The organism is Komagataeibacter sucrofermentans DSM 15973 (assembly GCF_040581405.1).
GTDB classification, from domain to species: domain Bacteria; phylum Pseudomonadota; class Alphaproteobacteria; order Acetobacterales; family Acetobacteraceae; genus Komagataeibacter; species Komagataeibacter sucrofermentans.
On sequence record NZ_CP137157.1, the window covers coordinates 45,239 to 63,673 of the forward strand.

The window sequence follows — 18,435 nt, forward strand, 5'->3', positions numbered from 1 at the left end:
ACGACAGACCTGTTCAGAGTTATGGGAAAGGGAGCCGCAAGGCTCCTTTTTTCATGGGAGCATGAAAAGCCAATACGGAAGAATTCTTGAATAATAAAAGTTTTTGGGTGCTGCCTTTTTTCAAAAAGGCGGCGTTCTTGGAAGCTTTTTGAAAAAAGCTTCACCAAAAACTTTTATTATTTCAGCCAATCATCTGGTTCAGGAAATCTCGTGCCCGGGTTGTCTGGGGGTTGGTGAAGAACTGTTCGGGGGGCGTGATTTCCATGATGCGCCCCTGATCCATGAACACGATGCGATCGGCAATATGGCGCGCAAAGCGCATTTCATGCGTGACGCACAGCGTGGTGATGCCCTGAACCGCGAGGGTGTTCATGATCGTGGCCACGCCGGATACGGCCTCGGGGTCGAGGGCGGCGGTCGGTTCGTCAAACAGCATGATTTCGGGCTGCATGCACAGCGCGCGCGCAATGGCCACGCGCTGCTGTTGCCCGCCAGAAAGCTGGATAGGGTATTTGCGTGCCTGCCCGGCAATATTGACCTGCTGCAAAAAGCGCATGGCCAGCGCCTCGGCCTGCGCGCGTGGCATCCTGCGCACCAGGCGGGGGGCCAACGTGCAGTTGTCGAGCACGCTGAGATGCGGGAACAGGTTATAGTTCTGGAACACCAGCCCCACGAGCGCGCGCAGCCGGGTCAGGTCGGTCTTTGCGGTAATGGCCTGGCCGTTGATGTGCAGCGAGCCGCTGTCATGGGGTTCGATGCGGTTGAGGCAGCGGATCAGCGTTGACTTGCCCGAGCCAGACGGCCCGAGCACCACGACCTTCTCGCCACGCCGCACGTCAAGGCTGAGACGGTCAAGGGCAATGAAATCCTTGTACACCCTGCTCAGGTTGCGGATCGACAGCACGGCGTCGGGGTCAGGGTGCATGCGGGCCTACCCTGTACTGGTCAGCCCATGAAAAACGGCGCTCGACGCGTTTTTGTATCAGCAGGAAAAAGAAAACCATGGCCAGATAGTAAACCAGTGCCGCAGCATAATACTCGGTAAACTCGAACGTACGTGCAACCTGGATCTGGGTGACCGACAGCAGTTCCTGTACCGATATGACGGAGGCCAGCGAGGTGGTCTTGAGCAGGCTGATGAACGCATTGATGGTGGGCGGCAATGCAATGCGCAGCGCCTGCGGAAAAATGACATGACGGTACACCTGCCCGCGTGACAGGCCCAGCGCATGGCCTGCTACCGTCTGGGCGAGGTCGATTGCTGTCAGGGCCGCGCGGTTGATCTCCACCTGATAGGCGGATTCATTGATCGAAAGCGATAGCCATGTGGCCAGAAAGGGCGTGAACCACGCCTCGCGGAAAAACGGCAGGAACTGCGGCAGGGCGTTCCAGATGAACAGCAGTTGCAGCAGGGTCGGTGCACCACGGAAGAGGGCGACATAGACCCTGAGCCCGGTCCGGAGCATGGAGTCCCGCCCGTTCAGCACCAGCGCCATGGGAAGCGAGATGACAATGGCGGTCAGATGCGACAGCACGGCCAAGGCCAGCGTAATGCACGCCCCCCGCATGAAGGCGGATGAGGTCAGCGCATCAAAAAACGTGCCCCAGTGAAAGGCCGGAGCCTGTGTGTCCGTGTCCAGCGCCTGCGTGGCATCGGGCGTTATGGCCCATTTCTGCCCGATCGCGGCCATCTGCCCGTTATCGCGCAGGGTGGCAATGGCCTGTTCCAGCAGCGCCCTGTCATGGGCATCCTTGCGGATATAAAGCGCGAAATGCCGGTATTCGGGGTAAGGGGGCGTAAAAATCACGCCCACCCTGCCGTGTAGCTGTTCGCGCCGGTAGGCCATTTCCACATCCTGGCTGGCCAGCGCGAAGGCGCGCCCGATCAGCACCTGCTGCACCACCTGCTCCTCGGTGGGGTATTGCGCGATGATCATCGGCGCGTGGCCTGCCGCCACCAGTGCCTCGTTCTCCTGCGCCATGCGCGCGCTGTAGCTCGTGCCCGCCTGCACGGCCACCTTCCGCCCCGCCAGGTCCGCCATGCTGCTCAGGGGGCGCGTGCCCGCGCGCGCCACGATGACCAGCGTCGTATCCTGATAGGTTACGGCATCAAAGTCGCGTTCACGCTGCGGCAGCCTGATGATGCCACTCGCCACCAGCCCGCAGCGCCCTGCCGCAAGGGTGGGGAACAGGCCGGTAAAATCCATGGTCGTGACGCGCAGTGTCACATGCCAGTAGGCTGCCAGCGCACGGGCGATGTCCATGTCGATGCCGTCCACCGCCTTCATGTCGGTGCCGTTTACGAATGTCATGGGGGGCAGGGTGGGGTTGGTGCAGACCGTCAGCGTGCCATCATGGATGAAGCCGGGCAGCGGCGGCGTGTCCGCCCGCGCCATGCCGGCGCCCGCCAGCACGGTGGCAAGGGCGGCCGCCACGATGCGGGCGGCGCACAGGTGCCTGAACCGTGCCATCAGAGAGGTCATGCGGTGTGCTCCTTGCGGGTGCCGGATTCAGCAGGCCGCCTCCAGAATGGCGCGGAACGTATCGTGCATGAGGCCCGTCTCGGGGTTGGGGCGGGCCAGAAAATAGAAGCCGGTTTCAAGTTGCAGGCCGTCGAGCACAATGCGGCGTAGCAGCCCGCCATGCACCAGGGGCCGGGCGAAGGGTTCGGGCAGGAAACCGAGGTAATTGCCTGACAGGATCAGCAGGGCGCGTGAATCGACATTTTCCGCCGCCGCAGCGAAGGTCAGGTGCGGGCGCAGCCTATCCCACATGGGCGAGGTGGCAGCACCCGAGACCGTAATCATGCGCTGCTCGGCCAGAATGGCGGGCGTGATTTCGCTTTCGGGCATGCTGAACAGGGGGTGGCGCCTGCCACAGAACAGGTGCAGTTCCTCATGGAACAGGGCCGTGGCCTGCACATCGGGCGCGTGGCGCGGATTGAGGGTGATTCCGGCGCAGGCCTGCCCGTTGAGCACGGCAAATTCCACCTCACGCGCGGAGGTGGAGCGGATGTCCATGAACACTGCCGGGTAGCGGGTGGTAAAGGTTTCAATGGCGCGCACCAGCGCTGTTTCACCATGAATCTGGATATTGTCGGGCACATACAGGCAAAAGCGCCCCGTCAATGTGCCGCTGGCCTCGTTTATGCGTTGCTGGAACTGTGCGATATCTGAAAACAGGGCCTCGGTTGCCTCGAGCACCAGGCGGCCTTGCGCCGTCAGGGCAAAACCGCTGCGCCCGCGCGTGCACAGCCGCAGGCCAAGCCGGTTTTCAAGGGCGGCGATGTCGATGCTGATGGAGGATTTGCTCTTGCCCAGCGCGACCTCCGCCGCGGCAAAACCGCCATGCTCGGCCACGGTGCGGAACACGCGCAACTGCCGCAGGTCGACCTCGGCAACCTGTCCATTAAAACCATCCGCCTTGCGGCGCATGCCTGTGCCGCGTGGGGCGGCGGCCCTGCGGGGTAAGGGTGCGGGCTGTCGTGTCATGCAAAGCCGATCCACCAGATATATGGCATGAATGCACTGCTCTCCCGTAGGGGGCCGTTACTGCGCTGTTCGGTCCTGGCCGGTTCGTTATCGCTATTATCCATAAACCGTAATGATAGGGGAGGAAAGCGTTTCTGGCGGTCACAAGGGCGATAGTTCCTGGATAATATATTCATAAAATGTTTCCAATAATAATGCAGTTATTGGCGAATTGTTTTTCGATATGTTTATAGTAACGTCATATTTTTGAAAAATAGGGATGCCTGAAATGTCCATTATTTTTATCGACGAATTATTACAAAAAACGTCTTTAAGCTTCTGACTGAAGCTTACTTTGAAAAATTCCTGTTTACGCGCGGCAGGCGGTGGGTAATCGTCGCGCCATATCGCATGTCAGGGCTGTTGCGCCCCATGCCGCATGCAGGGCAACATGCCTGCCACAGCAAGGAATATTCACGAATCATGTCTTCGCTTTCGCCCGCGCCCTCAACCGCCCCGACCGAACAGGCCGTGCGTGAGGATCTTGCCGCTGCTTACCGGCTCATGGCGCTTTTTGGCATGACCGACCTTGTCTATACCCATCTTTCGGTCAGGCTGCCGGGGCATGAGCATGCCTATCTGGTCAATCCCTATGGCTTCCTGTTCGAGGAGATTACCGCAAGTTCCCTGGTCGTGGTCGATGCCGATGGCCTGCCCCGGCAGGAAACATCATGGCCGATCAACCCGGCGGGGTTTGTCATTCATTCCGCCATCCACCGCAGCAGGCCCGATGCCGCATGCGTCATGCACACGCACACGCTCGCGGGCATGGTGGTGGCGGCGCAGGAGCACAACATCCTGCCGCTTAACCAGATCAACATGGAATTCTATGGCCGCGTTGGCTTCCACCCCTATGAGGGGATTGCCGCCGATGACAACCTGAGCGAACGCGAACGCCTCGTGCGTGACCTTGGCATGCGCAATGCGCTCATCTTGCAAAACCATGGGTTACTGACCGTAGGCGCCACCATCGCGCAGACTTTCTACCGCATGTATTACCTTGAGCAGTCCTGCCGTATCCAGATTGCGGCCCAGTCCACGGGGGTTGCGTTGCATGTTCCCTCTGAGGCGCAGATCCTGCGTGCCAGAAAGCAGTTTGAGGATGACCCCGACGAAGGCCGCCTGATCTGGCAGGCGCTGCGACGCAAGCTTGATCGCGAGCAGCCCGATTACCGGGACTGATTTGACAGGAGGCACCCGGAACCGTGCATCATTCAGTCCTGCACGCCCTTGATCGGTTTGAGCGCTCCGGCAAACAGCCGGTAATTGCGCTTCACGCCCGCATCGAGATCAAGGGTGATCCGCTGCTGCGCCAGCGGTTCGAGCACGTCATGCGCCCATGCGCGCAGGGTCTCGACCTGCGCCGTGAGCGCCCGGTCTTCTCTTTGCGCTCTGATGCGCTGATCGGATGAGGGGCCTACCCCCCTGGCCTGTTTGCGCAGCCGGGCGTGTTCGCCCTCCAACTGGGCAATGAACCGGCGCAGGCACGCCAGCACGGCAGAGACGGTATCTCGCTGGTAGCGGTGCATGTAGACCAGCGCATTGAAGCTCCCTTCGGGGCTGGAAAACATCCAGTAAACAGGGCGCTTCCTGTAGCGCTTTACATGGTCATCAAAGAAATCCCGGCTGAACCACCGGCGCAGGTCCTTGCCCAGCGCGCGTTCAATAAAGGCAAGGTTTTCCTGAAACCGCGCCGCGCCAAAGGTCACGCGCAGGAATTCGCAGGTGTGGGTTACAATATCATCGGTCAACCAGTCGGCCGCCAGCACGGGGATGACGTTGTCACGCACAGGGGCAAGACGCGGTTGGGGCACGCGGGCGTAATACGCCTCAAGCCCCGCGCCCTGATGGGCAAGGATGAGGCCGGGAACGTCCGGGCTGTAGCGCCCGAACAGGCAGCCTACGGCATAATGCAGGAATTCAGCCACCGTATCCGCGCACAGGCGACCCTCGCCATCGGCTGCCCTGAGGCCATAGCGATAGGCGGGATTGCAGGTAAGCGTGATGTCCGTGACCGGCACCTCGGGAGTCAGTTCGCCCTGTAAGCCATAGGCGTTGATGAAAAGGCGGTTATTTTCTTCCTCCAGGCGCTGCATGTCGTCGGTCATGTCCTGCCACTGTGCGCGTAGACGGGCATAGGCCTGTGCCAACGTATCGCCCTGACAGGCGGCGGAAAGCAGCGGTAGCGTAGTGAAGTCCCATGAGGCTTCGTGCCCGTTCCAGTCGCATCTGCTGATCTGCACGGCAGTTTGCACGACGGCCTGCACGGACGTCGTGTCGAGAGAAGGGGGCAGCGGGATGGAGGCGACGTTATTGACCTGAAAATTCAGGGTCGGGTTCAGGGCCTGAAGGAACAGGCCAGCGGTTTTTGCGCATAAGGCCCCCGTATAGAGGCTGATCTGGTCAGGCCGGTTGGGGAAAAGGGAGCAGCCTGCCATGTCAAAGATGAACCCTTCGGGCTGCTGCCGCACGCCGAAATAGGCGGATGACAGGAAAGACCAGCTGGCCGAGGGGCTGAAATATCGTTGCCGTGCCCGTGGATAGGCCCGCCCCGAGGCCAGGATGTCGCGACCATCATCCTGCCAGTTCACCACGTAATCCGCATTGCCGTACCATTTGCGGAATCCGCCGCCCTTGGCATAGGGGAACCATTTGCAGCCCGACTGCCGGGCCTGCGCGGGGGTGGCGGCGTCCGTCATGAGCCGGTTCAGGTCAACTTCATGCCATGCCCTGACAAAGCGTGCATTCTCGCCCGTGGTCATGCCGCATACGGCAGCGGCTGATGCCCCGATTAACGGAAAGCGGGAAAAGCACTGCCTGAAATTGCCTGACAGCCAGTACGCAATCGGGCGCCCCGGAACATGTTCAAAATCTTCCGCAGAGGCCTGATGGCGCCAGCCACAATCCGGGTGATGGATGGCCTCTTGCAACCGGGCTTTCTTTTCGGCCTCCGATCCGCCATCGACAAGGCGGATGAAGGTGCCCTGCTGCCGCGTGTCGGGTGCATTGCCGATGATGAATGCCGTGGTGGACACTACAGCGCCACCGATGCTGTCAAACGCGCGCTCACCCAGATGGGCCATGGACAGGAGCATGGTTCGGGCCAGCAGGCGGGCGCGCAGCTTTTCATAGGAGGCGAGGAACATCCATGACTGCATGGTAATCATGGCCGTCAGCCCGTGTGGCACGCTCAGCCCCAGCGCGCGCTCCATGAACACGGCAAAAAGATCAGACCTGCTCTGGGGGTAGTTGGCCTTGATGAAGGCGGCCAGTGCCGGGTTCATGCCTTTTGCCCCCATATAGGGCGGGTTGGCCACGGTTACGTGGTAGCGGGGGGCAAGGGCTTCGGCCATGCGCAGCACGGTTAGAACACGGGCCAGCATATCCTTCAGTTTCAGGTCTGCCCCGAGTGCGCGTGCCGCGATGCAGCGCCGCAGGCCGGCCATGTCGCATTGTATGGGCACGATCAGCGCCCCCAGATTCCGCGCCTGTTCAAACTGCCCCAGCATTGCGCGCAGGCCGGGCGTGAACAGATCATGCCCGACCATGGCGGCAATGTTCTTCACCTCGGCTGGTGTGAAGGTGACGTTGCGCATCACGACGATATTGGGCTGTAATTGCAGGTGCAGGAACCGCTCCCGCCCCAATCGCGTGGCGGCCTTCATCATCAGGGCGAAGGCGGCAAGCGCGCCAGCCTGCGCGTCGATTTCGATTCCTGTCAGGTTATGCGTCAGGATCAGGCGCGGGATCTGCTGGGGCGCGCGGCCTGCCTCGACATAGATTTCATACAGCAGGTCAAAGCTGTAGGTCAGCATATGGCCCGCGCCGCAGGCGGGATCGCACAGGCGCAGATCCTCGGGGCGGTTCAGAGGCACAAAGTCTGTTTCTGGTGCCTGCGGGGTGATGTAATACGCCATCTTCGCCGCCAGTTTCGAGTGCGGGTGATTGCGCAGCCACAGCCGTCCCAGCGAATTTTCCACAAGATAACGCACGATCCAGTGCGGCGTGAAAAGCTGTGTTGCTGCGGGAATATTCGCGGGCGTGATCTTGATATTGCGTTTCAGCCCGGCAAAGACCGCGTCCTTTTTTGCCGAGATGTAGAACTGGTACAGCCACCCGATGATCTCGACATGCTGACAGGCGGCCTCGGTCATTACCGCGCGCAGGCGGGCAATAAAGCCATCAGGTGCGAGCAGGCCTGCAGGCATGAGCAGATCGGAGTAATCCCCGGGCTTGGCGAACAGGAAAGGCATGCGGTCGTGCCATTCATGGCAGGCCTGAAGCACGTGCTGCCGGTGGGCTTCCTCGTGCCCGTCATGGGTGGAGGGGGAGGTCGCGCGCATGGCGGGCGATACAACCGGTGGACTGGTCAGGCCCATCACATCCATGAAGCGCAGCGCCGTAAAGCGGTTGAACCAGGTGCAGGCCGTCTGTTCGATTACGTCCACGCGGTCGTGTTCAATGGCGGCCTTCAGCGCTGTGATCGCCCCGGAGGGCGCACGCTGGGCCACGACTTCCCCGGCAAGCACCCTGTCGAGCCGGGTCGTGACCTGATCGATCATCCAGATGCGCGTGGTCTGGGCAAAGCGTTTGAGCGCGTTGATGTCCATCAGGCAAGTTTCTTCCTGCCTGCGCCGGTCCCGCACAATAGGGTCTTTGTCATGTTATGGAGGTAGCATACTTTAGAGGCTGGTTTTCACGAACGGCATGTATGGAACGCACTTGTTGTGGCAGATGTCCTACCGTTATCTAATGATTATGGATGCCGACCCTGATTATCAAAACGGCATATCTGAAATAAAGACTGACATTGCAGCCATGCAGTGTTCAGGAAAGTGAAAGAATGTTTTAGGATGTAAAGTTTTTCTTGATCAGTATATCGGTTTCCATTTCATAAATCTGTATTTGTTCTTCTTAAATTTCGTAACAGAAATTAGCAGAATAATGATGCCCGGCAGTTAAATTTCTAACTTTTTCTATGACGTTAGGATTTGTGTTGATATAAAATAGCATATAAAATTCATCGTATATTTTTAATATCAAGAGGGTAACATGCTTTCAGTAAAAGATGTTATTGAAAATACCGTTGATTACGTAGTAAAAAATAGTGTTTACAAAGGTCTCGCCATTAAACCAAAAGCAAAAGAATTTGCAAATATACCACAATATAAAGGTAATAAATTCCTATACCCGAGTATAGATATAAGGAATTCAAGCGTAGACACTTCGCTGTGGTTTTGTTCCGATGCGATAGAAATATTTTCTGATAATAAGTTGTTGTTTGAAAAGAAGCTAAAAGTATTTTTTGGAAAGAAAAGGGTAAAAATTCAGAAAAGAAATGGAAACTCTATAGTCGTAAAATTTGATAAAGTTAAATGTAAAAAGTCATTTTTGAACGATGGTGAAAACTTAAACAATAATATTATTTTGTTAGGCAACCAATTTATTGAAATGATGAACCTTTGTGATGATTTGATCGAAAGACTTGGTGTTTATAAATCATACAACGAGATTGAAGAACAGATTGAGGAGAATGTTACACGATTGAATGGTGAATGGTCGGATAAAAAACAGAAGGCGTTCTTAAAAGGAAACATAGGAGATGAACCTCCTGAACAGGAAACTGTTCAAATTATTCGATATAAAAGAGACCCTGCTGTCGTGGTGGCTGCCAGGTGGCGCGCAAACGGTTATTGTGAAGAATGTAAAAAACCAGCACCCTTTAACCGCCAAACTGATGGGGCGCCTTTTCTTGAAGTGCATCATATACACCCGCTATCGCAAGGCGGTGTAGACAAAATCTATAATGTAAAAGCGATATGTCCAAACTGTCATCGTAAATTACATTACGGGAATGGGTGAAAATTGATTACTCAAGATTAACATACAGTGACCGCAAGTCGCAGCAGGCAGATGCGCCGTGTCTCGTGGGCCTGCAATCAGGTCAGGGGACAGTATGCTTCACCACGTGACTGAATGAATCCGGGAATAGGCCAGATTACAAATCCAGTTCAAAAAACAGGACATGGATGGCTGCGGCTCCTTCAGATAAGGAGCATAAAATCCTCCCTCAAATAGGGAAGGACAATGGAGCAAGGAGTATCTTTGTCACAGATCCACAAAAAAATGTTCTGTTTCAGTGGTCTGTGGTGCGAACTGCGGGACTCGAACCCGCACGCCCAGTTACAGGCGCAAGATTTTAAGTCTCGTGCGTCTACCATTCCGCCAAGCTCGCATATGCAACCCTGTTTAGCATATACAGGGCGCAGCACAATCATCAGCCTTGATTTTATTGAACTGAGTTTCTGCTACCCTATTCATAAATCGCAGTCACCTGAATCAGTTTATAAAGACCAGTCCATGTAATCTGATGGGGGCAGGCTGGCCAAAAATAGTATTGCGCCCTTCAAAAGCAGTCAGCCATGCCTGCATGGCCTCCAGAAAATTCCATATGCGTATATTTTTTCAGGAAAAGCGGGAGCTTTGAGAAGAATATTCAACGCATTGTAGAAATCACGAAATGTCTTGATTAGGACATTCCATTCATTCGCCTGCGCTTCACGCGGTCCGGCAGGGGAAGGCCCATAAGCTGCGTCCTTCGGGGGCGTGGAACCTGCCGCCCCACTGGGGCGGGCAGGTTGCAGCCGCATTACTGCTGGAAGGCGCGCGCCAGCATATTCTGCTTTTCAAGCGACACGGGCAGGGTGGTGTTGGTCAGCGCAACGCCCTGCCAGCCCGCGCCAAGGGCGGTGTAAAGGTTGATCGCATCCTGCAGGCGCTCCAGCCGGGCCATGGCCTCAGCATTCTGGGCGTTGAGGGTGGTGCGCTCGGTCGTCAGCACTTCCAGGAAGCCGACAAGGCCCGCCGCATACAGCTTGCGGGCGCGTTCGCTGGCCAGTGAGCTGTCTTCCGCAGCCTTGGCCAGCAGTTCGGTGTGTTCCTCATCATCATGCCAGGCGGCCATTGCATCCTCGACTTCCTTGAAGCCGTTCAGCACGGACTGTCGGTAAGCCAGGCGGCTTGCCTCGGCCGCAGCCTGCGCCATGCGGATCTGCGAGGTGTATTTGCCGCCATGCATCAGGGGCAGCGAGGCCATCATCAGGAACTGCCAGCTCATGCCGCCCATCTGGAATACTTGGTACAGCGCAGATGCATTAGGATTGAAGTTCAGCGGAATGGTGAAGTTCGGGTAAAGCTGGGCAACTGCCACGCCAATGCGCGCCGTGGCCTCGGCATAGGTGCGCTCGGCCTTGCGGATGTCGGGGCGGTTGGCAATGACCATCGAAGGCAGGGTGGCGGGGAACTCCGGCACTGGCGGCAACGGCTTGGCCACCTTCAGCTCCAGCTCCGATGTGCCCGGCATCTGGCCCATCAGCACGTCAATGGCGTGGGTGATCTGGGAGATATGGGTCTTGAGCGGTTCGCGCGCGGCGGTCTGTGAATCCAGCTCCGCCTTGGCCTGCGCGATCTGCATGGTATTGCCCACGCCTTCAAGGTACAGCCGGTTGGTCAGGTCGTAGGCATCCTGCGCCACATGAATGTTGTTGTTGGCAATTTCCAGCCGCAACTGCTGGTCACGCAGCATCATGTAGTCGCCAGCAAGTTCCGACAGCATCATGACCATGACGCCACGACGGTCCTCGATCGATTCCTCAACCGCGCGGTTCTCGGCTTCCACCCCACGGCGGATGCGGCCGAACACGTCGATCTGCCAACTTGCGCTGAACCCGTAGCCCAGATACGCGGCCTGGGGCTGGTTGCCCGCACCCGCCGCCGAGCCGGGGCGTAGTGGCCAGTTATCGATATTGATCGAATAGCGGACATTACCAGCCGATGCCTGCGTATCGACCTGCGGATACCACTGCGATGCCTGCACATCGCGGATGGCGCGCTCGGCCATGATCCGCTGGCCCGCCACCTGCAGGTTGTAATTGCCCGCAATGGCCTTGTCGATCAGCTTGTCGAGTTCAGGATCCTTGAAGAGGTGCCACCACTCCTTGAGTTCCTTGTTGGTTTCCTCGATCTCCTCGGGGGTGGCGGTATGCTCGTCCTCGGTGAACTTGGCGGGGAGTTTCATCCGGTCCGGCTGGTAGCGCGGCCCCACCGTGCAACCGGCCAGAAAGATGGCCGATGTCAGGAACAGGCCGGTCCTGCGGGTAACTGAAGTGATGTTCATGATCGTGCCCGCGCCTCACAGATGGTCTTGCAGCCATGTCGTCAGGCGGCCGCGTTGCGTGCGGGCCTGCGGGCCGACGCTGATCGTGGCCGTCATGCCGGCGGCGAGTGTCACGCTGTCGGGCACATGGTCAAGGTGGATACGGACCGGGATACGCTGCGCCAGCCGCACCCATGTAAAGATCGGGCTGACATCCTGCAGGCCAAGCCCGTCGGGGCGGCCATTCTGGTCATTGATACCGCGCGCGATGCTGACCACGTGGCCGGGAATGATGTCCTTGTAGCCCATGAGCTTGACGCGGGCCTCGTCGCCCACATGCACGCCCCACATCTTGGTTTCCTCAAAGTAGCCGTTGACCCAGTAGGAGTCGGCGTCGATCACGGCCAGGCGGGCATGCCCCTCGGTCACGTAATCACCAATCCGCAGGTTGAGGTTGGTGATGTTGCCGTTGACGGGCGAATACAGGATGGAGCGCTGCAGGTTCAGCTTGGCCAGGTCAAGGGCCGCGCGCGCCGCATCGACCGAGGCGATCTGGGTTGCCACGTTCGAGTTGAACACTTCCTGCTCTTCCGCCGAGACAATGCCGCCAAGGCCCATGCGGCGGCGGGCGTCGTTCTGCTTGAGCTTCAGGTCTTCCAGCGCGCCATCGAGCCGGGCCTGCGCCTCGCGGATGGCAAGGCGGAAGCGCACGGGGTCAAGCACGAACAGGGGGTCGCCACGATGGACGTACTGGTTGTCCACCACCGGCAGTTGCACCACCGTGCCCGATACTTCCGGCGCCACGTCAACGACATAGACGCGAACGCGCCCGTCACGGGTCCAGGGGGCAATCATGTAGGTGTCCCATAAAGTGATGCCCATGACGACGGCCATCGTCACGACCGCCAGGGTCAGGACCACACGGATCAGGGTGCGCAGGAGAGGCATGGGGATTCTCGAACCTTCTTGGGACAGTCAGATGTACAGGATCATCAGGCAGAGCACGCAAGTGTATAGCGCGACCTCGAACAGGGCGAGATGCCAGAACCATTTCATTATGCCGCACCACCACAGCAGCGAGCGCAACAGCATGGTGACAGGCAGGGCAGCGACGGCATAGACGACAATCGGTGCCATGAAGACACCGAAGAGGTTGAATTCGCTCAGCATCAGGCGGTTCTCATTCCGAACGGTCCCGTTGAAGGAGAAGCAGGCAGCGACACCCGGTGACAGACTCCGCGCCGCTGTGCCGCTATCTGTAGCCGACACGGCGGCGGGAAGAAACCGTCAATGGTGCCACAATGCAGGGACACGCCCCCGGCACGGGGTGGAAAACGGGGGGGAAAGGGCAGGGGCATCACCGCAGCGCCACCGTCTGGGGGGGCTGGGCGGGTTTTTTACACAGGTTGGCCTCGATCCGCTCGAAAACCGAATAGCAGGCCAGTAGTTCCGGTGTGGAGATGCCATGGAGCAGGCGGCTCGACACGGCTTCCACCGCGTGGCGCACCTGGCGTGCCGTGCGTTCGCCCTTTTCCGTCAGGCTGACGAGCTTGGAGCGTTTATCTTCGTGGTCGGGGGAACGGAACACGAGGTCGCGGCGTTCGAGTACATCGAGCAGGCGGGCGACGGATGGGGCTTCGATTTCAAGCGCACGCACCAGGTCTGTCTGGCGCACGGGCGGCGGCAGCAGGCCAAGATAAAGGACGGGCCGCCATGTGGCTTCGGTCAGGCCATATTCGCGCAGGTCGTGATCGACCTGCCGACGCCACGCGGCGCCAAGCCGGGCGAGACGGCGACCGAATGACAGTTCCTTCTTGTTGCGCTCCAGATCGGGCATCGGGTTCCGCCAGCGGGGACATACAGGTATTAAGCATGCAAACCATTTGCGTGCTTAGTATGTCCGGAAGCTGCACGTTTCCAGAAAACGCCAATGTGAGCCAATGCAATTTCAGCATGGATACTATCTGGCAATGACGTGGATCATTGCCAGATAGTCTGGGTGCTGCGGTCTGCCGGTATTATTTGCCGCGACCGGTCAGGCTGCGCAGCAGCCCCCATACCGCCCGGAAGGTATGACGGGTCAGCGGACCCGCCACCGTGGTGGCCACGGCGGACAGGGCCACCGTCTGCCGCAGTTCGTTCAGGGCGTGTTCGCGTGCGAATCGCACGCGGATTTCCTCTGGCGTCATGTAGGAGCGGCGGCCCATCACCAGGCCCATCAGCACCACCAGCACATCGGCCGCAAAGACCGTGGCCGCGGCGCCAAGGGCGCTGAAGCCCAGGGTCTGGTAACAGAAGGCCCACAGCAGCCCATGGCCCGAAATGACGGCAAAGAAGGCAAATATCGCTGCCACAACCAGGAATGCGGCCTGACGACCAAGACGGATCGCCATCAGTTTACGTAGGGTCAGCTCCCCTTCAATGATGGTTTTACCGATTTCGCCTATTCTCATGATGCTCGCATGTCCTCTGGTTACGGCAGGCTAGAATGCCTTATTTCGTTGCGCGGCCAAGAAAGTAGCCGATCACCGAGAAAATGGCGATAGCCACAAGCGAACGAGCGCGTGAGCCGCCTTTTTTGGGGGCATGCTCTTCCAGGCTTTCACGGGCCTGCCCTGCCAGTTTCTCGGCCTTGCCCGCTACGTCATGCAGCGCCTGCTTGCCATGCGTGTGCAGCAGGTTTTCAATGTGGCTCTTCAGGGCCTGCAGGTCTTCGTGGGTTACGTTCTTGATGGTGTCCGTGGTCTTGCTCATTGTCGTTTCCTTTTAGGGCGGGTGAAGCGGATAATCCTCTGGCAAGGAGGTAACCATTGCTTATAACGCTTTATCCCCCCAGTCAGGTTTCTGTTATCGCATGTCTCCTTTCTCCTTAAGGCTGGTTGCCAACGCGCTGGCTGCCTCTCCCGGCGCGTCGGGCCTGTCCCTGCAGGCTGCTGCCGGGGCGTGCCTGGCCATTGTCAATGAGCAGGCGGCCTGCCTGAGCACTGTTGCCGACCTGCTGGCGGGCCATGTGCCGGCAGGGGCCGGGCAGATCATGGTGGATGGCGTGGATGTCACGGCCCTCCCACCCGAGGCACGCCCATGCACGCTGGTCGGCTGGCGTGACCCTTTGTTCATGCACATGAGCGTGCAGGCCAACCTTGCCTTCGGGCTGCGGGCGCGCGGCATGGAGTCGCAGGCGGTGCTGGCGCGGGTGCGCGGCGTGCTGGCCCTGCTGGGGCTGGATGGACTCGGGCAGGCCCGCCCGGCAACGCTCACCCCCGAGCAGGCGCTACGCGTCATGCTCGGTCGCGCCCTGGTGTTCGAGCCGCCCGTGCTGGTGCTTGAAGATGTCTTTGCGCCGCTGCCTGCCGCCAGCCGCCGCACCATGCGCCGTCTGGTTGGCCGCCTTGTCCGCGCGCGCGGGCTGTGCGTGGTGCTGCTGACCCGCGCGCGTGAGGATGCCCTGCTGCTTGGCGATACGATCGCCTGCATGCACGGCATGGAGGTGCTGCAACTCGGCACGGCGCGCGACCTGTTCGAGCGCCCTGCCTGCGACCGCGTGGCCACTGAATTTGGCGATGCCAATGCCCTGACCGTGCGCGTGGCCAGCGTGGAGGATGACGTGGCGCTCGCTCACCTGCCTGGTGGCCTGCCGGTCGAGGCCATGGCCATGGCCGGGGTCGTGGCGGATCAGCTGGCCACATTGTGCATCCGCCCCGACCGGGTGGCCGTGATGTTTCCCTCCCGCCCCGGCATGACGGGGGCCGACCCTGATGAGCCGCCCCTGCTCGAGGCCACGCTGACCGACCTGCGCCAGATGGGCGACCACGTGCTGCTGCGCCTGCGGCTGGCCAACGGGGCAGAACTGCTCGTGCGCCGCCCCCCCACCGCCGCCCTGCAGCGCGTGGCGCCGGGGCAGGCGGCGGTGCTGGCGTGGCAGCCCGCGCAGGCAATGGCCTTTCCGTTCCGGGGTGAAATGGGGTAGCGTCCGCCATCTTCCGCCCCCGCCTGAAAGGCTGTTTCCCACCCGTGTTCCAGATTGTGCCCCGTCGTTCCCTCAGCGCCATCCTGCCCGGCCTGCTCGCGGCCCTGATCGCCCTGCCCGTGCCGTGGGCGGGCGTGCAGGCGGCCGCCCGCATCCGCCACAGCCCCGCGCTGGTGGTGGCCAGCACGGAGCCGCAACTCGACCCGGCGCAGAATGTCGCGTTTTTCCAGCCTTTCACGCGTGCCACGGGGCAGGCCGTCACGCGCCGGGCCTGGACGGGCGCGCTGGCGGACCTCGAGTCCCACGGCCTTCAGGCTGGAAATGGTGGGGCATGGTCGCTTGCCTTTGCCGAGGACAGCACCATCCGCGCCGCCTGCGTGCAGGGGCTTGTGGTGCATCTGGCAGGCAGCGCCGCCAATCCCGATGGCTGCGGCGCGCCGGGGCTGGCAACGCAGGTCGTGGTGGCATGGGACCAGACATGGCGCGAGAGCGCACCGCGCTGGAATGATTTCTGGGATATCGTGCGCTTTCCGGGCAAGCGCGGCCTGCGGCGCGACCCGCGCACCACGCTCGAGATCGCGCTGCTGGCCGATGGCGTGCCGCCAGCCCAGGTTTATGGCCAGCTTGCCACGCCGCAGGGCGTTGACCGCGCCTTTCGCAAGCTCAGCCAGCTGCGTCCTTATATAACGTGGTGGTCCACCCCCAATGAGGCCGCAAGCCTCCTGTCACGCAAACAGGTGCTCATGGGCAGCGCGCCGCTTGAGGCCGTAAACAGCGTCGCCGCGCGTGGGGAGCAGGGGCGGATTGGCGTCAATGCCGACATGGCGCTGTCCTATGACCTGTCATGGGCGGTGGTGGCGGGCCAGTCCGCCGAGCGGCTGGGCCGGTCGCGCGACCTGCTGCATTTTATTGTCCAGCCAGACCGGCGGAGCGCTTTCATGGCGGCGGTGCCTGCGCGGGCGTCCGCCCCGGCCCATCCGGCGGTCCTGCTGCCGATGGATGTACAGTTCTGGCAGGTCAATTATGCCTCCCTGTCCCGGCGGTTCGAGACATGGCTGCACAAGGCGGGCTGATGCTGCTTCCTCTTTCCTCCCGCCCGGTGGGCGCGCTGGTGGTTGATGGGTGCGGCACCGCACTGGGGCTGGGGGTGGCCTGTATGCTGGTGCTCGGGGCGCAGGCCATGCTGCACCGGGGCTGGCCCGCGCGGTGCGTGGTGCTGCGCGGCCTCATGCTTGCCCTCATGCTGCCGGGGCTGGCGCTGGCGCTGCTGTGGCCGGGGCTTGTGGGCCACGGTGGCGGCATGGGGAGCGTGGCGCAGGGGGCGCTCGTGGCGCCTGCGGCCCTGTGGCCGCTGCTGCGCGTGCTTGATGCCGTGCCGCCCGGCCTGTCGCGCACGGCGCGCGGGCTGGGGGCCGGGGCGCAGGCGCGGCTGCGGCTGCTGTGGCTGCCCCTGCTGGCAGGCCCGGTGGCGGGGGTGGGCATGTTTTGCGCGGTGATGACCGTGCTGTGCGCCATGGCGGCGGTAGCGCTGCAATGAAAACTGTACACATGCGATATGGCAGGACGACATCATGACCGATGAGACCCCTCCCTTCTGGGAGACGACACCGCTTGCGCAGATGACCCGCGCACAGTGGGAATCGCTGTGCGATGGCTGCGGGCGGTGCTGCCTGCACAAGCTGCGCGAGGATGAGACGGACGAGGTGCTGTTTACCGATGTCGCCTGCCGCCTGCTCGACACCACCACCTGCCTGTGCACCGATTACGCCCATCGCCACCGCCGGGTGCAGGACTGCATCAGCCTGACGGCGGAAATGCTGGCCGATATCGACTGGCTGCCGCCCACCTGCGGTTACGTGCTGGTACGCGATGGCGAGCCGCTGCCCTGGTGGCACCCGCTGGTGTCCGGCACGCACGAGACGGTGCATGAGGCGGGCATATCGGTCAGTGGCCGGGTGGTCAGCGAGCGTAGGGCGGGGATGCTGGAAGACCACATCATCGACTGGCCCGGCGAGGCCCCGAAAGATGCATTCTGCCGCACCCGCCCGCGCGGGCGCTGATGGCGCAGGGCGCGGGAGCAGACGCGCTTGAGGTCGTGCCCATTGCATCGGGGGCGGTTTCGGTGCGGTGGCGCGTCTCGGCGCGGGCGCGGCGGATTTCCATGCGCATCGACCCCGTGGCGGGGCATGTGGTCATGACCATGCCGCGCGCGGCCCGCAGGGCGGATGGGCTGGCCCTGCTCCGCGCCCATTCCGGCTGGGTTGCCGCTGGCCTCGCCCGCCTGCCGCCCGCCGCCGAGCTGCGCCATGGCGGCCATGTGCTGCTCGATGGCCAGAGCCGCGAAATCGTGCACTGCCCTGAAGCCCGGCGGGGCGCGTGGCTGGAAGAGGGCCGCCTGCATGTGAGTGGTGCGGCGGAGTTCATCTCCCGGCGCGTCATGGCCTATCTGCGCGCGCAGGCGCAGGTGCTGCTGCCCGCGCGTCTGCGCCTTCAGGCCGAAGCCAGTGGCCTGCGCCCCACCCGGCTCAGGCTGCGCGATACGAAAAGCCGCTGGGGCAGCTGTTCATCCGATGGCAGCATCATGCTGTGCTGGCGGCTGGTCATGGCGCCCCAGGAGGTGCAGCATTACATCATCGCCCACGAACTCGCCCATCTGCGGCACATGAACCACGGGCCTGATTTCTGGCTGCTGGTCGATCAGCTTACGCCCCACCGTCGACAGGCCGAGAAATGGCTGCGGGCCAATGGGGCGAGTTTGCACCGGCTGGTGGGGTAAAAGGAAA

17 protein-coding genes and 1 tRNA gene are annotated in these 18,435 nt (G+C 60.9%); 7 read left to right on the forward strand and 11 right to left on the reverse strand.

Features of this window, described 5'->3' with window-relative positions:
- Window positions 1-181 precede the first annotated feature (181 nt).
- From R5N89_RS00215 to R5N89_RS00225, 3 genes are read right to left on the reverse strand one after another with little or no spacing between them, the layout of a single operon-like run.
- A complete protein-coding gene (locus R5N89_RS00215) occupies window positions 182-925 on the reverse strand; it encodes an amino acid ABC transporter ATP-binding protein (protein ID WP_110568511.1) in 744 nt (247 codons plus the stop codon).
- On the reverse strand, window positions 915-2,483 hold the full coding sequence (locus R5N89_RS00220) for an ABC transporter substrate-binding protein/permease (protein ID WP_110568509.1): 1,569 nt from the start codon (window positions 2,481-2,483) through the stop codon (window positions 915-917). Before R5N89_RS00220 ends, R5N89_RS00215 begins: the two co-directional genes overlap by 11 nt.
- A 27-nt stretch (window positions 2,484-2,510) precedes the next feature.
- Window positions 2,511-3,491, reverse strand: coding sequence for a LysR family transcriptional regulator (locus tag R5N89_RS00225; RefSeq protein WP_110568507.1), 981 nt, complete (start codon window positions 3,489-3,491; stop codon window positions 2,511-2,513).
- 462 nt (window positions 3,492-3,953) lie between these two features.
- Here R5N89_RS00225 and R5N89_RS00230 point away from each other — a divergent pair, with 462 nt between their 5' ends.
- Window positions 3,954-4,712, forward strand: coding sequence for a class II aldolase/adducin family protein (locus R5N89_RS00230; protein ID WP_110568505.1), 759 nt, complete (start codon window positions 3,954-3,956; stop codon window positions 4,710-4,712).
- 32 nt (window positions 4,713-4,744) lie between these two features.
- Here the strand turns inward: R5N89_RS00230 and pglX are convergent, their stop codons facing one another.
- On the reverse strand, window positions 4,745-8,140 hold the full coding sequence (gene pglX, locus R5N89_RS00235; protein ID WP_110568503.1) for a BREX-1 system adenine-specific DNA-methyltransferase PglX: 3,396 nt from the start codon (window positions 8,138-8,140) through the stop codon (window positions 4,745-4,747).
- Window positions 8,141-8,582: 442 nt separating this feature from the next.
- On the opposite strand from pglX, the gene R5N89_RS00240 reads away from it, so the two are divergent.
- A complete protein-coding gene (locus R5N89_RS00240) occupies window positions 8,583-9,392 on the forward strand; it encodes an HNH endonuclease signature motif containing protein (protein WP_208624659.1) in 810 nt (269 codons plus the stop codon).
- A 285-nt stretch (window positions 9,393-9,677) separates the two neighbouring features.
- On the opposite strand, the gene R5N89_RS00245 is transcribed toward R5N89_RS00240, so the two are convergent.
- From R5N89_RS00245 to R5N89_RS00275, 7 genes are all read right to left on the reverse strand, one after another.
- A tRNA-Leu gene (locus tag R5N89_RS00245) sits at window positions 9,678-9,765 on the reverse strand.
- Window positions 9,766-10,179: 414 nt separating this feature from the next.
- Window positions 10,180-11,706 (reverse strand): efflux transporter outer membrane subunit, encoded by a 1,527-nt coding sequence (locus R5N89_RS00250; protein ID WP_110568501.1) that lies wholly within the window; start codon window positions 11,704-11,706, stop codon window positions 10,180-10,182.
- Window positions 11,707-11,721: 15 nt separating this feature from the next.
- Window positions 11,722-12,633, reverse strand: a complete 912-nt coding sequence (locus tag R5N89_RS00255; protein ID WP_078525441.1) for an HlyD family secretion protein — start codon at window positions 12,631-12,633, stop codon at window positions 11,722-11,724.
- 27 nt (window positions 12,634-12,660) lie between these two features.
- Window positions 12,661-12,855, reverse strand: a complete 195-nt coding sequence (locus R5N89_RS00260) for a DUF1656 domain-containing protein (RefSeq protein ID WP_010510087.1) — start codon at window positions 12,853-12,855, stop codon at window positions 12,661-12,663.
- Between the two features lie 187 nt (window positions 12,856-13,042).
- Entirely contained in the window at window positions 13,043-13,522 is a 480-nt protein-coding gene (locus R5N89_RS00265; RefSeq protein WP_110568499.1) for a MarR family winged helix-turn-helix transcriptional regulator, read from the reverse strand.
- Between the two features lie 181 nt (window positions 13,523-13,703).
- A complete protein-coding gene (locus R5N89_RS00270; protein WP_110568497.1) occupies window positions 13,704-14,138 on the reverse strand; it encodes a hypothetical protein in 435 nt (144 codons plus the stop codon).
- 40 nt (window positions 14,139-14,178) lie between these two features.
- Window positions 14,179-14,439 carry a hypothetical protein gene (locus R5N89_RS00275; RefSeq protein WP_078525433.1) on the reverse strand — a complete coding sequence of 87 codons (261 nt, stop codon included), beginning with the start codon at window positions 14,437-14,439 and terminating at the stop codon, window positions 14,179-14,181.
- A gap of 100 nt (window positions 14,440-14,539) precedes the next feature.
- Between R5N89_RS00275 and R5N89_RS00280 the strand changes: the two genes are divergently transcribed.
- From R5N89_RS00280 to R5N89_RS00300, 5 genes are read left to right on the forward strand one after another with little or no spacing between them, the layout of a single operon-like run.
- The gene (locus R5N89_RS00280; RefSeq protein WP_110568494.1) at window positions 14,540-15,652 is read left to right on the forward strand and encodes an ABC transporter ATP-binding protein; all 1,113 of its coding nucleotides are present in this window, start codon (window positions 14,540-14,542) and stop codon (window positions 15,650-15,652) included.
- Window positions 15,653-15,696: 44 nt separating this feature from the next.
- On the forward strand, window positions 15,697-16,725 hold the full coding sequence (locus tag R5N89_RS00285; RefSeq protein ID WP_110568492.1) for an extracellular solute-binding protein: 1,029 nt from the start codon (window positions 15,697-15,699) through the stop codon (window positions 16,723-16,725).
- Window positions 16,725-17,189 (forward strand): hypothetical protein, encoded by a 465-nt coding sequence (locus R5N89_RS00290; protein WP_208624658.1) that lies wholly within the window; start codon window positions 16,725-16,727, stop codon window positions 17,187-17,189. Before R5N89_RS00285 ends, R5N89_RS00290 begins: the two co-directional genes overlap by 1 nt.
- Before the next feature lie 34 nt (window positions 17,190-17,223).
- A complete protein-coding gene (locus R5N89_RS00295; RefSeq protein ID WP_110568489.1) occupies window positions 17,224-17,712 on the forward strand; it encodes a YcgN family cysteine cluster protein in 489 nt (162 codons plus the stop codon).
- The gene (locus tag R5N89_RS00300; RefSeq protein ID WP_110568487.1) at window positions 17,712-18,428 is read left to right on the forward strand and encodes a M48 family metallopeptidase; all 717 of its coding nucleotides are present in this window, start codon (window positions 17,712-17,714) and stop codon (window positions 18,426-18,428) included. The genes R5N89_RS00295 and R5N89_RS00300 overlap by 1 nt, the downstream gene beginning before the upstream one ends.
- Window positions 18,429-18,435 lie beyond the last annotated feature (7 nt).

Excerpts from the sequence above, each read along its gene's own strand:
- R5N89_RS00230 (WP_110568505.1), top strand. The coding sequence starts at position 3,954 with ATGTCTTCGCTTTCGCCCGCGCCCTCAACCGCCCCGACCGAACAGGCC.
- R5N89_RS00260 (WP_010510087.1), bottom strand. The coding sequence starts at position 12,855 with ATGCTGAGCGAATTCAACCTCTTCGGTGTCTTCATGGCACCGATTGTC.
- R5N89_RS00290 (WP_208624658.1), top strand. The coding sequence starts at position 16,725 with ATGCTGCTTCCTCTTTCCTCCCGCCCGGTGGGCGCGCTGGTGGTTGAT.
- R5N89_RS00275 (WP_078525433.1), bottom strand. The coding sequence starts at position 14,439 with ATGAGCAAGACCACGGACACCATCAAGAACGTAACCCACGAAGACCTG.
- R5N89_RS00215 (WP_110568511.1), bottom strand. The coding sequence starts at position 925 with ATGCACCCTGACCCCGACGCCGTGCTGTCGATCCGCAACCTGAGCAGG.
- R5N89_RS00255 (WP_078525441.1), bottom strand. The coding sequence starts at position 12,633 with ATGCCTCTCCTGCGCACCCTGATCCGTGTGGTCCTGACCCTGGCGGTC.
- R5N89_RS00250 (WP_110568501.1), bottom strand. The coding sequence starts at position 11,706 with ATGAACATCACTTCAGTTACCCGCAGGACCGGCCTGTTCCTGACATCG.
- R5N89_RS00280 (WP_110568494.1), top strand. The coding sequence starts at position 14,540 with ATGTCTCCTTTCTCCTTAAGGCTGGTTGCCAACGCGCTGGCTGCCTCT.
- R5N89_RS00220 (WP_110568509.1), bottom strand. The coding sequence starts at position 2,483 with ATGACCTCTCTGATGGCACGGTTCAGGCACCTGTGCGCCGCCCGCATC.
- R5N89_RS00300 (WP_110568487.1), top strand. The coding sequence starts at position 17,712 with ATGGCGCAGGGCGCGGGAGCAGACGCGCTTGAGGTCGTGCCCATTGCA.
- R5N89_RS00240 (WP_208624659.1), top strand. The coding sequence starts at position 8,583 with ATGCTTTCAGTAAAAGATGTTATTGAAAATACCGTTGATTACGTAGTA.
- R5N89_RS00270 (WP_110568497.1), bottom strand. The coding sequence starts at position 14,138 with ATGAGAATAGGCGAAATCGGTAAAACCATCATTGAAGGGGAGCTGACC.
- R5N89_RS00295 (WP_110568489.1), top strand. The coding sequence starts at position 17,224 with ATGACCGATGAGACCCCTCCCTTCTGGGAGACGACACCGCTTGCGCAG.
- pglX (WP_110568503.1), bottom strand. The coding sequence starts at position 8,140 with ATGGACATCAACGCGCTCAAACGCTTTGCCCAGACCACGCGCATCTGG.
- R5N89_RS00225 (WP_110568507.1), bottom strand. The coding sequence starts at position 3,491 with ATGACACGACAGCCCGCACCCTTACCCCGCAGGGCCGCCGCCCCACGC.
- R5N89_RS00265 (WP_110568499.1), bottom strand. The coding sequence starts at position 13,522 with ATGCCCGATCTGGAGCGCAACAAGAAGGAACTGTCATTCGGTCGCCGT.